This window comes from Streptomyces sp. NPDC045695, from assembly GCF_056432025.1.
This window is the reverse complement of sequence record NZ_JBWKJU010000005.1, coordinates 178,774-191,075: the sequence shown is the minus strand read 5'-3', so window position 1 is coordinate 191,075 and position 12,302 is coordinate 178,774. Positions and strand designations below refer to the sequence as shown.

The 12,302-nt window shown below is 71.2% G+C and carries 12 protein-coding genes and 1 pseudogene; 3 read left to right on the top strand and 10 right to left on the bottom strand.

Annotation, left to right across the window (positions count from 1 at the left end; all coding sequences use genetic code 11):
• Positions 1-324: 324 nt before the first annotated feature.
• The 7 genes from AC07DU_RS11900 to AC07DU_RS11870 all read right to left on the bottom strand — a co-directional run bounded on the left by AC07DU_RS11900 (position 325) and on the right by AC07DU_RS11870 (position 7,353).
• Positions 325-1,107 carry an ABC transporter ATP-binding protein gene (locus AC07DU_RS11900; protein ID WP_360888944.1) on the bottom strand — a complete coding sequence of 261 codons (783 nt, stop codon included), beginning with the start codon at positions 1,105-1,107 and terminating at the stop codon, positions 325-327.
• On the bottom strand, positions 1,100-2,029 hold the full coding sequence (locus tag AC07DU_RS11895) for an ABC transporter permease (RefSeq protein WP_360888947.1): 930 nt from the start codon (positions 2,027-2,029) through the stop codon (positions 1,100-1,102). Before AC07DU_RS11895 ends, AC07DU_RS11900 begins: the two co-directional genes overlap by 8 nt.
• A gap of 94 nt (positions 2,030-2,123) precedes the next feature.
• The gene (locus tag AC07DU_RS11890) at positions 2,124-2,996 is read right to left on the bottom strand and encodes a glycosyltransferase family 2 protein (RefSeq protein WP_453374443.1); all 873 of its coding nucleotides are present in this window, start codon (positions 2,994-2,996) and stop codon (positions 2,124-2,126) included.
• Between the two features lie 8 nt (positions 2,997-3,004).
• Positions 3,005-3,784: a CDP-alcohol phosphatidyltransferase family protein gene (locus tag AC07DU_RS11885; RefSeq protein WP_479110928.1), complete on the bottom strand. Its 780-nt coding sequence runs from the start codon at positions 3,782-3,784 to the stop codon at positions 3,005-3,007.
• On the bottom strand, positions 3,762-4,823 hold the full coding sequence (locus AC07DU_RS11880) for an iron-containing alcohol dehydrogenase family protein (RefSeq protein ID WP_360888956.1): 1,062 nt from the start codon (positions 4,821-4,823) through the stop codon (positions 3,762-3,764). Before AC07DU_RS11880 ends, AC07DU_RS11885 begins: the two co-directional genes overlap by 23 nt.
• Positions 4,811-5,572, bottom strand: a complete 762-nt coding sequence (locus AC07DU_RS11875) for a phosphocholine cytidylyltransferase family protein (protein WP_360888959.1) — start codon at positions 5,570-5,572, stop codon at positions 4,811-4,813. Before AC07DU_RS11875 ends, AC07DU_RS11880 begins: the two co-directional genes overlap by 13 nt.
• Positions 5,569-7,353, bottom strand: a complete 1,785-nt coding sequence (locus AC07DU_RS11870; protein WP_479111151.1) for a DUF5941 domain-containing protein — start codon at positions 7,351-7,353, stop codon at positions 5,569-5,571. The genes AC07DU_RS11875 and AC07DU_RS11870 overlap by 4 nt, the downstream gene beginning before the upstream one ends.
• A 426-nt stretch (positions 7,354-7,779) precedes the next feature.
• On the opposite strand from AC07DU_RS11870, the pseudogene AC07DU_RS11865 reads away from it, so the two are divergent.
• Positions 7,780-8,583 (top strand): annotated as a pseudogene (locus AC07DU_RS11865) (class I SAM-dependent methyltransferase); the annotation flags it as partial.
• A 111-nt stretch (positions 8,584-8,694) separates the two neighbouring features.
• A complete protein-coding gene (gene idi / locus AC07DU_RS11860; protein ID WP_360888968.1) occupies positions 8,695-9,294 on the top strand; it encodes an isopentenyl-diphosphate Delta-isomerase in 600 nt (199 codons plus the stop codon).
• A 37-nt stretch (positions 9,295-9,331) separates the two neighbouring features.
• Here idi and AC07DU_RS11855 read toward each other — a convergent pair whose 3' ends face one another.
• Together AC07DU_RS11855 and AC07DU_RS11850 are read right to left on the bottom strand one after the other, a co-directional pair.
• Positions 9,332-9,835: an ATP-binding protein gene (locus tag AC07DU_RS11855; RefSeq protein WP_479111150.1), complete on the bottom strand. Its 504-nt coding sequence runs from the start codon at positions 9,833-9,835 to the stop codon at positions 9,332-9,334.
• Between the two features lie 130 nt (positions 9,836-9,965).
• Entirely contained in the window at positions 9,966-10,637 is a 672-nt protein-coding gene (locus AC07DU_RS11850) for an HdeD family acid-resistance protein (RefSeq protein ID WP_479110925.1), read from the bottom strand.
• A gap of 76 nt (positions 10,638-10,713) precedes the next feature.
• On the opposite strand from AC07DU_RS11850, the gene AC07DU_RS11845 reads away from it, so the two are divergent.
• Entirely contained in the window at positions 10,714-11,466 is a 753-nt protein-coding gene (locus tag AC07DU_RS11845) for an enoyl-CoA hydratase/isomerase family protein (protein ID WP_479110923.1), read from the top strand.
• A gap of 1 nt (position 11,467) precedes the next feature.
• Here the strand turns inward: AC07DU_RS11845 and AC07DU_RS11840 are convergent, their stop codons facing one another.
• On the bottom strand, positions 11,468-12,097 hold the full coding sequence (locus AC07DU_RS11840) for a DJ-1/PfpI family protein (RefSeq protein ID WP_360888975.1): 630 nt from the start codon (positions 12,095-12,097) through the stop codon (positions 11,468-11,470).
• Positions 12,098-12,302 lie beyond the last annotated feature (205 nt).

The window sequence follows — 12,302 nt, the reverse complement described above, 5'->3', positions numbered from 1 at the left end:
GTGCCTGGGGGCCGGAGAATTCCCGTAGCCATTGCCGTCACATCTCCCGTTCTACACTGCCGACCCAATACATCCCATTTCGGACACGCCGCCCTGGTTTTTCACGAGCTGCCCCAGGGCCGTTCACCTGCGGGGAATCGTCCCCTCTTGGCGCGATTAAGGACCGCTTCAGCTTACGCTGTACAACGCCGCCGGGGCCGCTGGGGTATTCGCTGCGCGAGCGAATGTCGCCGCGTCACCGCCGCGCACGCTTCAGGCCCCCGCCGCTCGGGAGCGGCAGGGGCCTGCGGGAGAGACGCCGGAGGGCGCCGCGCGACCCGGAGGTCAGCCGTTGGACGCCTTCTCGTAGGCCGAGACGACTTCCTCGGTCGGCCCGTCCATCAGGAGCTCGCCCTTTTCCAGCCACAGCACCCGGTCACAGGTGTCGCGGATGGACTTGTTGTTGTGGCTGACGAGGAAGACCGTACCGGCCTTCTCCCGCAGTTCGCGGATGCGGTTCTCCGAACGCACCTGGAAGCTGCGGTCACCCGTGGCCAGGGCCTCGTCGATCATCAGGACGTCGTGGTCCTTGGCCGCCGCGATGGAGAAGCGCAGGCGCGCCGCCATGCCGGAGGAGTAGGTGCGCATCGGCAGGGAGATGAAGTCGCCCTTCTCGTTGATGCCCGAGAAGTCGACGATGTCCTGGTAGCGCTCCTTGATCTGCTCGCGGCTCATGCCCATCGCGAGACCACCGAGGACGATGTTGCGCTCACCGGTCAGGTCGTTCATCAGCGCCGCGTTGACGCCGAGCAGCGAGGGCTGGCCGTCGGTGTAGACCTTGCCCGCCTCACAGGGCAGCAGCCCCGCGATGGCGCGCAGCAAGGTCGACTTGCCGGAGCCGTTGGAGCCGATGAGGCCGATCGCCTCGCCGCGGTACGCCGTGAAGGAGACCCCGCGCACGGCGTGGACCCTGCGGACGCCCGCGGACTCGCCCTTGCCCCGGCGCAGGATCTTGCTGAGCGCGGCGGTGGCCGCACCCTTGCCGGAACTGCCGGTGTTGACCCGGTAGACGATGTGGACGTCGTCCGCGATCACGGTGGGGACGCGCCCCTGGGTGTTGTCAGCCACGGCCGTAACGCTCCTCAGACTTCCAGAAGTACACGAAGCCGCCGAGGCCGATCACGGCGGCCCAGCCCACGGCGAAGAGCCAGACGTGGGGGGGCAGGTTGCTGCTGCCGTAGTCGTCGATCAGCGCGAACCGGATGAGGTCCATGTAGATCGCCACCGGGTTCCACAGCAGGACGTCGCTGATCCACTGCGGCTGGTCCTTGAGGTAGATCCCGATCGGGAACATCACCCCGGACGCGTACATCCAGGTACGCATCACGAACGGCATCAGCTGCGCCAGGTCGGGGGTCTTGGAGCCCATCCGCGCGAAGATCATGGCGAGGCCGGTGTTGAAGACGAACTGCAGCGCCAGCGTCGGGACGACCAGCAGCCACGACAGCCGCGGGTAGTTGCCGAAGCTGACGGCGATCACGAAGACGACGATCATCGAGTACAGCAGCTGCTGGAGCTGCTGGAGCGAGAAGGACACCGGCAGGGCGGCCCGGGGGAAGTGCAGCGCCCGGACCAGCCCGAGGTTCCCGGAGATCGCCCGGACACCCGCCATCACCGAGCTCTGGGTGAAGGTGAAGACGAAGATGCCCATCATCAGGAACGGGACGTAGACGCCCGACGGCATCTCCCTGCCCGCGCCGAGGATCAGGCCGAAGATCAGCCAGTAGACGGCCGCGTTCAGCAGTGGGGTCGCCACCTGCCAGACCTGGCCGAGCTTCGCCTGGCTGTACTGCGCGACCAGCTTGGCCCGGGAGAAGGCCATGACGAAGTGGCGCCGGCCCCAGAGCTGGCGCACGTACTCGGCCAGGCCGGGCCGGGCACCGCTGACGGAGAGGCCGTACTTCCTGGCGAGCTCCGCGGGGCTCAGCCCCGCGTCTTCGGACGGCGGCCTGCTCGTGGCGAGGGCGCCGTCGTGGGTTGTGTCACTCACAAGTTGAAACTTTCGTCTTCAAGATGCGGCCAGGTGGGCATCAGGCTGGTGGCGCGAGGCCCGTGATCGCGCCATGTTCCCAGACGCGGGCTCGTCAGATGACAGGTGGTCGGCCCAGCCGGGTCAACCGCCAGACCGTACGCCACCTCATGGGGCGGCGGGGTCCGCAGGGAGTGGTCCACCCCTCCCGGAAACCGCCGAACCAGGCCTTGAGCGCGGGGACCGAGGGCCTGCGCAGGAGCGTCAGCAGGAGCCAGACGCCCAGGTAGGCCGGGACCAGCGGGGCGGGCAGGTTGCGGCGGGCGAGCCACACCCGGTTACGAGCCACCATACGGTGGTAGACGGCGTGCCGGGAGGGGGCCGTGGTCGGGTGCAGCAGCACCATGTCCGCCCGGTAGTCGATCAGCCACCCTGCGTCGAGCGCCCGCCAGGCCAGATCGGTTTCCTCGTGCGCGTAGAAGAACTCGCCCGGCAGGGCTCCCACCTGCTCGAACACCCTCGTGCGGACGGCGTTGGCGCCGCCCAGGAAGGTGGTCACGCGGGAGGAGCGCATCGGGTCCGAGGCCCGCAGCCGCGGCACGTGGCGGCGCTGGGTGACGCCGGTCTCGGGGTCGGCGATCCGGAAGCTGATGATGCCGAGCTCCGGGTCCTCGGCGAAGGCCCGCCGGCACAGCTCGGCGGTGTCGGTGCGCTCCAGCAGCCCGTCGTCGTCCAGGAAGAGCAGCGCGTCCACGTCACGGCCGCCGGGACCGAAGGCCTCGATGCCGACGTTGCGCCCGCCGGGGATGCCCAGGTTCTCGGGGAGGTCGATCGTACGGACGCCCTCGGGCAGGCCGGTGACGCGTACGCCCTGGCCCACGACGACGACCTCCACCGGGTCGCCCTCCTGGCGGGCCACCGAGTCGAGGAGCGCCTTGAGCTCGTCGGGCCGGTTGCCCATGGTGATGATGACGGCGCCCAGCCGCATGGAGGCCGTCACTTGAGCCTGCTGGAGGCCAGGATCGACACCAGGTGCAGCACGCTCTGCAGCAGCGCGATGCCGGCGAGGACGGCGACGCCGACCCGGGAGTAGAACAGGTCGCCGCGGACCTGGTCCGCGACGGCCAGCACCAGGATGAGCAGGGACGCCTCGATGCCGAGGACGAGCCGGTGGAACTTCAGCGCGGCGGCGGCCCGGCGGGCGAGCGCCATGCCGGACGAGCGCGGCTCGGCCGCCGCGTCCTTGACCACGGGCTTGCCGGCCTGGTGGCGGGCGACGCCGACCAGGTCGGTCTCGGCCTTGATCAGGATCGCGCCGAGCGCCGCGAGGGTGCCCAGGAACGCCCACAGCCAGTCGATCCGGCCGGTGCCCCACAGGTCGGCGGCGCGCAGGCCGAAGCCGACCAGCACCGCCGCGTCGCACAGGTAGGCGCCGACCCGGTCCAGGTACACGCCGGAGAGCGAGAACTGCTTCTTCCAGCGGGCGACTTCGCCGTCGACGCAGTCGAGCAGCAGGTACAGCTGGACCATGACGACGCCGAGGACGGCGCCCCAGACGCCCGGCAGCAGCAGGGCGGGGGCGGCGAGGACACCGGAGAGGGTCATCATGTAGGTCAGCTGGTTGGGCGTGACCTTGGTGGTGACCAGGAGGCGGGTGATGCGCAGGGAGATCTCGCGCATGTAGAGGCGCCCGCCCCAGTGCTCGCCGCTGACCCGGTCCTTGACGCCCGCCGGGTGAACGACGGGCCGGAGTTCAGCTACGGATGGTCTTGGCATAGTCGGCGTAAGCGTCCCTGATCTCGGCTGCGGACAGGTTGAGGTGCTCCAGGATCGTGAAACGTCCCGGGCGGGTCTGGGGGGCGTACTCGACGGCCGCGACGAACTCGTCGACGCTGAAGCCGATCTCCTCGGGCACCACCGGCAGGCCGTGCCGGCGCAGCACCTCGGCGAAGAGCCCGGCCTGCCCGGCGGCCCCGCGCAGGTGCATCGCGAAGGCGGCGCCGATGCCGACCTGCTCGCCGTGGAGTGCGGAGCGCCCCGGGTAGAGGAGGTCGAAGGCGTGGCTGATCTCGTGGCAGGCGCCGGACGACGGGCGGCTGTCCCCGCTGATCGACATGGCGATCCCGGAGAGCACCAGGGCCTCGGAGAGCACGGTGAGGAACTCGTCGTCGCCGCAGCCGCCGGGGTGGCGCAGCACGGACTCGCCGGCGGTACGGGCCATGGCGGCGGCCAGGCCGTCGACGGGCTCGGCCGTGATCTTGTGGGAGAGCTCCCAGTCGGCGATCGCCGAGATGTTGGAGATCGCGTCGCCGACGCCGGCGCGGATGAACCGCACCGGGGCGTCCTTGATCACATCGAGGTCGATGACCATGGCGATCGGGGTGGGGACGCCGTAGGAACCGCGGCCGTTGTCGTTGTCCAGGATGGACACCGGCGAGCAGATGCCGTCGTGCGAGAGGTTGGTGGCGACGGCCACCATGGGCAGCCCGACCCGCGCCGCGGCGTACTTCGCGACGTCGATGATCTTGCCGCCGCCCAGGCCCACGACGGCGTCGTAGCGGCGGCCCTTTATGTCGTCGGCCAGCTTGACCGCGGAGTCGATGGTGCCGTCGACCACCGCGTACCAGTCGGCGTGCGGCAGGACGGGCTCCAGCTTGGCGCGCAGCGCCACGCCGGAGCCGCCGCTGATCGCGATGGCCAGCTTGCCGGAGGCGGAGATCCGCTGGTCGGCCAGGAGGCCGGCCAGGTCGTCCATCGCACCGCGGCTGATGTCGACGACGACGGGCGAGGGGATGAGCCTCGTCAGTACTGGCATGCGATCGTCCGGCCCTTGGCGAGGTCGTCGTGGTTGTCGATCTCGACCCACTTGACGTCGCCGATGGGGGCCACGTCGATCGTGAAGCCGTCGTTGACGAGCTGCTGGTAGCCGTCCTCGTAGTAGAGGTCGGGGTCGCGCTCGAAGGTGGTCTTCAGCGCCTCGGCCAGCTGTTCGGCGGCCTCGGGCTCGATGAGGGTGACACCGATGTACTCGCCGGTGGCCTCGGCCGGGTCCATCAGCTTGGTGATCTTCTGGACGCCGCTCCCGGAGGCGCCGTCGGCGGTGACGACCTTCATCTCCTCGTCGGCCAGGTTCTTGACCGTGTCGAGGGCGAGGATGATCTTCTGGCCCTTGCCGCGGGCGGCGAGCAGGGTGCGCTCGACGGAGACCGGGTGGACGGTGTCGCCGTTGGCGAGGATCACACCCTGCTTGAGGACCTCACGCGCGCACCACAGGGAGTAGGCGTTGTTCCACTCCTCGGCCTTGTCGTTGTCGATCAGCGTGATCTTGACGCCGTACTTGGCCTCCAGGGCCTCGCGGCGCTCGTAGACGGCTTCCTTGCGGTAGCCGACGACGATGGCGACCTCGGTCAGGCCGACCTCGGCGAAGTTGCCCAGGGTCAGGTCGAGAACCGTGAGGCTCTCCTCGTCACCCGCGGGACCGACGGGCACGAGGGCCTTGGGCAGGGTGTCGGTGTAGGGACGCAGGCGGCGTCCGGCACCGGCAGCGAGTACAAGGCCGATCATGCTGGTTCTCCTTCGTCATGTACGGCGGGTGCCCCGGAGGAGACCCAGAAGCGGGTGCTCTCGACGAGCACCACGAGTGCCACGAACACGGCCAGGACCGCGAGCGCGACGGGGAAGTCCGTTTCGCGCCCCACCAGGATGGCGGCGAGGACCGTGGTCAGCAGGACCCGGCCTTCGTGGCCGCCGATCGTCCGCACCAGCCAGTGCGGGGGCGCGCCGGTGCCACCGCGGATGCGGTACACCGTGTCGTAGTGATGGTAGGCGACCGCCGCGATCAGGCCGAATGCCGCCGGAAGGGCTCCGGGGACGTCCGCCTTGACGGCGAGGACCAGCACGGTGGTGTATTCGGCGGCGCGGAACAGCGGGGGGATCAGCCAGTCGAGGGCGCCCTTGAGGGGGGCGGCGACGGCGAGGCCGGCGGTCACGGCGTAGATCACGGCGACGGCGATCAGCCGCCGGTCGCCGAACGGCAGGTACAGGGCGGCGCCCACCATCAGGACCGCGCCGAGGGCGGCGACGTACACGGACCCGAAGGTACCGGCGCGGCCGCGCAGCAGCCGGGCCTGGAGCTCGGCCAGCGGCCCGGAGTCGGTGAGGTCCGCCAGGGCCTGGGCGGCCCGGTCCGTCCGCTTCGCCTTGCGGGTCAGGGAGCGCAGCACCCGGCCGGCGGTGGTGTAGAGGGCCCCGAAGGCGCAGCCGACGAGCAGGGCGTAGAAGACGATCCGCGGGGTGGTCGCGGCCGTGAGCACCGCGATCATGGCCCAGCGCTCTCCGATCGGCAGGATGATCATCCGGCGGACCCAGACGGTCCAGCCGACGCTGTCGAGCTTGCCGGAGAGGGCGGCCGTGGGGCTCGTGTTCGCGGTGGCGTCGTGGTTGGCCTCGTTGAAGGAGAAGTCCACGACGTGCCGGCAGGTCATGAGGACCATGGCGCCCACCGCCAGGGCCCACACGTCGTCGCCGTTCCTGGCGGCTCCGAGCGCGAGGCCCGCGTAGAAGGAGTACTCCTTCGCACGGTCGAAGGTCGCGTCGAGCCAGGCGCCCATCGTCGAGTACTGCAACGAGTAGCGGGCGAGCTGCCCGTCGGTGCAGTCCAGGACGAAGGAGACGAGGAGCAGCACACCGGCCGCCACGTAGCCCCAGCGCTCGCCCGTGGCGGCGAAGCCGGCCGCGACCAGCGCGGTGATCAGCGAGGCGGTGGTGACCTGGTTCGGGGTCAGGCCGCGGCGGGCGCACCAGCGGGCGATGTAGCGCGAGTACGGGCTGATGAAGAAGGTGGTGAAGAACCCGTCGCGGGACTTCACTGCGGTCCGCAGGCGCACGGCCTCGTCGTCCACGGCGGCGACGGCGGCGCTCGCCGCGTCCCGCTCCGCCGTGGTGGCGGGGACGGCGGCGACGAGCGTGCCCAGCTCGGGGCGCTGGACGGCGGTCCCGGCGGCCTCGACCGCGGTGGCGAGCCGGTCGGCGTACGGGCCGGCGCCGTCGGCCGCGGTGGCCACGGCCCGGTCGAGGGCCGCGCGGGCGCCCGGCTGGACGGCGAGGGCGCCGGTGACGGCGCAGGCGTCGAAGCGCGGGTCGGTCAGCGCGAGGCGCAGGGCGTGCACGTGTCCGACGAAGCCGCTGTCCACGACGGCCACCCGCTGGTCGGCGGGTACGCCGGCCAGTGCGGCCGCGGCGTCCTCGCGGCCGGTGGCGGGGCGGACGTCGAAGCCGAGGGAGCGCAGCTCGTCCGCGAGCGGTGATCCGGGGACCGGCAGGCCGGTGAGGATGACGGTCGGCAGACGAACTCACTCCTTGTAACGGATTGCGAACGGGCGCCCGAGGGGGGCGGCACGTCGGCAGAGGCTATCGGATGGACGGAAGCAGGGGTTCACCACCCGTTTGCGCCCCGACAGGCCGAAATGTCCCCGGCCCGGGCCCGGGCGCGATCATCATCGATGATCACGGCGCGATACCACAAACGGCCTGGCTGTTACGGTGGACACCCCCCTGAAGGTGTCGAGCGGAAAGAGGTGGGTCGATGACCGTCGCAGTGGTCGCGGCCGTGCGCGGCGAGCTCCGGTACGTCCCCGTTGCTCCCTTCCTTCCCTTCCTTCCGCTCCTTCCGGGCGCTGGCCGGGTCTGATCATGCGCTGAACTGATCGGCCTCGTCGGCCGGGGCCCCCGTTCAAGGGTTCACGTTGACCGACACCGCTTCCGATGACTTCATGCAGGCCTTCTTCACCCTGCACCACGGCCTGCCCCGGCAGGCCCCCGGCTCCGACGCGAGCACCCGCCACCTGCTGTCCCTGTGCGGTCCGCTGCCCGAGCGGCCGCGCGTGCTGGACCTGGGCTGCGGTCCGGGCCGCAGCGCGCTGCTGCTCGCCGCCGAGGCGGGCTGGCTGGGCGCGGGCGGGGGCGGCGCCGAGGTGATCGCCGTCGACCTGCACGACCCCTTCCTCGACGAGCTCCGTACGGCTGCGGCGGCCCGCGGGCTCGCCGACCGCGTCCACGCCGTCAGGGCGGACATGGGCGAGCTCCCGCGCGAGGCCCGCAGGGGCCCGGCCGCCTTCGCCGACGGCTCCTTCGACCTCGTGTGGGCGGAGGGGTCCGCCTACATCCTCGGCTTCGACACCGCGCTCGCCCGGTGGAAGCGCCTGCTCGCCCCGGGCGGCACGCTCGTGCTGACCGAGTGCGAGTGGACGGTCGGGGAACCCTCCGCCGGCGCGCGCGCCTTCTGGGACCCGCAGTGCCCCCTGCGCTCCACCGCCGACAACCTCGCCGCCGCCCGGGCCGCCGGGTACCGGGTGCTGGGCGTGCACCACCTGCCGGACTCCGACTGGGCCGAGTACTACGGCCCGCTCGCGGAGCGGGTGCGCACCAGCTCCGCGAGCGCCGGCCCCGCGATGGCCCGGGCGCTGGCCGCCGTCCGCGAGGAAATCGACGTACGGGTCCGCCACGGGCACGAGTACGGGTACACCGGCTACGTCCTGCGCCCGAAGAGCCCGGAGAGCCCGGAGAGCCCGGAGAGCCCGGAGACGGCCTAGCACGGACGGGGCCCGGACATGCGCGGATCTCCGAAGTGGGGACAAGCCTCCTTTGTACGGCAGACTGAAGGCCGAAGTCCGAAGCGAAGGATGGGTATGCCGACCACACCAGCCACCGCCGCGAACAGCGCGTCCCACGGCACCGGCACTCAAGAACCGATCATGCTCGAACTGGTCGACGAGTCCGGCAACACCATCGGCACGGCGGAGAAGCTCTCCGCCCACCAGGCGCCCGGTCAGTTGCACCGCGCCTTCTCGGTGTTCCTCTTCGACGAGCGCGGCCGCCTGCTGCTCCAGCAGCGGGCACTCGGGAAGTACCACTCCCCCGGCGTCTGGTCGAACACCTGTTGCGGTCACCCCTACCCCGGGGAGTCGCCGTTCGCGGCGGCGGCCCGGCGGACCCACGAGGAGCTGGGGCTGTCACCCTCGCTCCTCGCGCAGGCGGGGACGGTGCGCTACAACCACCCCGACCCCGCGTCGGGTCTGGTGGAGCAGGAGTTCAATCACCTGTTCGTGGGACTCGCACAGGCGGCGGTGCGGCCCGATCCGGAGGAGGTCGAGGACACCGCCTTCGTCACGGCCGAGGAATTGGCGAAGCGGCACGCCGAAGTACCGTTCTCCGCTTGGTTCATGACCGTCCTGGACGCGGCCCGGCCCGCGATCCGTGAGCTGACCGGCGAGGAAGCGGGCTGGTAGCTTCCCCCGACCCGGTCCGGGCTCGCTCCCGGACCGGTCAGCCCACGGGGGCCGGTGCGCTCGGGGCGGCGAGCGGCAGGGCCGCCCAGATGACCTTCCCGCCGGTCGAGGTGTGCTCGACGTCGCAGACGCCTCCGGCCTCGCGCGTGATCTCCCGTACCAGGAGCAGGCCCCGGCCGCCGATCTGACCGAAATCGGCCTCCAGCGCCTTGGGCCGGTACGGGTGGTTGTCCTCGACGGCCACGCGTACCCACTCGCGGCCGATCGCTACTTCGACCGCCACCTCCGGCGAGAGCAGGGCGGCGTGCCGGACCGAGTTCGTCACCAGTTCGGAGACGATCAGGAGCAGCGAGTACACGAGGTCCTGTTGGGCCGGCACCCCCTGGCGCCCGAGCAGCTCGCGCACCGCGCGACGGGCTTGAGGAACGGATTCTTCTACGGCGGGCGCGGTGAACCTCCACACTCCCTCGTACGCGAGGGGGTCGGCCGGAGCCTGCGGCTCCCCCTCCCTGGCTGGCGGGACGCTCCCGCTGACATCCATCTTCCGTCCCCCGTCTTCACGCTCGATCGTCTCCACGCGTCCAGAGTGGTGAACGGGCCGGTTCGGACCGGAGCGCTGACCAGAAGTCAGCGTCAATCGGACGCATTCTGACCACGGGCGTATGACAGAGTCAGTTGTTCGACTGTTCCTGATCTTCTGCGGGACGCTTCTGGGCCACCGCGCGTGTCCCGTCCGCGGCGCCCGTCCCCGCCGGCGCCCCGTCTTCCCTGACCAACCCCAGGATGCGCCGGGCGCCCATGCCCAGGCCCACCAGACTGAGGCCGTCGAACAGCAGGGCGAGGGAGAAGAAGGTTCCGATCACGTACAGACTGCTGCCGGGCCACTCGGCGAGGATCAGGATGCCGAGCAGGACCCCGAAGGCCCCCTGGACGAGGGCGAGCCCGAAGTTGGCGCCCCGCACCACGAGGGCTCCGGCCAGCCGGAAGACGCCGCCGGTGAGGAAGAGCAGGGAGGCGAACATCGTCAGCGCCTCCGCGCTCGCCTCGGGGCGGCGCAGGATCACGAAACCCGCCGCGAGGTTGATCGCGGCGACGATGACGGCGAGCCAGAAGTAGCTGCTCTTGCGCGACTGCACGGCGTGCAGCAGGCCCACCACTCCGCCGACCAGCAGCAGCCAGCCGAAGAGGAACATCGAGGTGAGCGTGGCCACGCCGGTGTAGACCAGGCCGACCAGCCCGGCCAGCACGAGGATCAGCCCGAGCAGTGCCAGCAGCCCGAAACTGCGGCTGAGCTTCTTCTTCTCCCGTTGGGGTTCGGTCGTCTCCGCACGGTCTGTGTCCATGGACGCGCTCCCTCCTCGCACCCCCGGCCGGACTTCCCCGATCATAGGTTTGTGAGCCCGGGATAGCATCCGGGGCATGGACGCAGCCTCGGACGGAACCCTTCTGCACACGGTCGCCGACGGGGTCGCCACCGTCGTCATCTCCCACCCCGCCAAGCGCAACGCCATGACCGCCCCGATGTGGCGGGCGCTCCCGCAGCTGCTGGCGGGGCTGGCGGACGACCCGGCCGTACGGGTGGTCGTGCTGACCGGGGACGGAGCGACCTTCTGCGCGGGCGCGGACATCTCCTCGCTGACCGGGAGCGAGGACCTGCGGGCGCTGGCCGTGACGGCGGAGGAGGCGCTGGCCGCCTTCCCCAAGCCGACGCTGGCGGCGATCCGGGGATTCTGCGTCGGTGGCGGCAGCCAGCTGGCTGCGGCGTGTGACCTGCGGTTCGCGCAGGAGGGGGCCTCGTTCGGGGTGACCCCGGCGAAGCTGGGCATCGTCTACCCGGCGTCCTCCACCCGGCGGCTGGCGGCGCTGGTGGGCCCCGCGTGGGCCAAGTACCTGCTCTTCTCGGCGGAGTTGATCGGCGCCGACCAGGCGCTGCGCACCGGGTTCCTGAACGAGCTGCTGCCGACGGGCCAACTGGACAAGCGGGTCGCCGAGTTCACCCGGGTGCTGGCCTCGCGCTCGCAGCTGACGCAGGCGGCGGCCAAGGAGTTCGCGGACGGCCGGACGGACCGGGACGCGTACTGGGAGGACCAGGCGGCCGGAAGCGACGACACCGTCGAGGGTGTCGCCGCGTTCCTGGAGCGCCGGGCCCCTTCCTTCACGTGGGCTCCGTGAGCTACCGCAGGGGGTCGGTCGCCCGCAGCCGGGCCACGAGCGCGGCCGGGGCCTTGGCGGGGGAACCGGCGTCGTAGGGCGGCTGGGGGTCGTACTCGGTCATGAGCTGGACGGCCTGGGCGTACTCGTCCCCGGCGATCTTGCCGAGGAGGGTGAGCCCCATGTCGATCCCGGCGGACACCCCGGCGGCGGTGACGTACTTCCCGTCGAACACGACCCGCTCGCCGGTGGGCGCGGCCCCGTACGCCGACAGCCGGTCGAGGAACATCCAGTGACAGGTGGCCCGCCGCCCGTCGAGCAGCCCGGCGGCGGCCAGCAGCATCGAGCCGGTGCACACGGAGGTGGTCCAGGTGGTGGTGGCGTCGACCGCGCGCAGCCACTCCGTCACGGCCGGGTTCTCCATCTGCACCTCGGGGTGCGGCGCACCGGGCACGATGACGATGTCGGGCCGGGTCACCTCGTCGAGCCCCTTGTCGGCGACGAGCGCGAGCGACCCGTTGTCGGTCCGCACCGGCCCGGGCCGCTCGGAGACGAACACGACCTCGGCCCCGCCCAGCCGGCCGAGGGTGTCGAAGGGCCCGATGGCATCGAGGGCGGTGAAGCGGTCGTAGAGCAGTACGGCGATCTGCATGGCTCCTCCGGAGCGGTAGACGAATCACAGGTCTGACCCACGCGACCGGGCGAAGCCCGGGATGGGCGAAGCCCAGGTTCGGGCGAAGCCCGGGATGGGCGAAGCCCGGGTTCGGGCGAAGCCCGGGATGGGCGAAGCCCGGGTTCGGGCGAAGCCCGGGATGGGCGAAGCCCGGGTTCGGGCGAAGCCCGGGATGGGCGAAGCC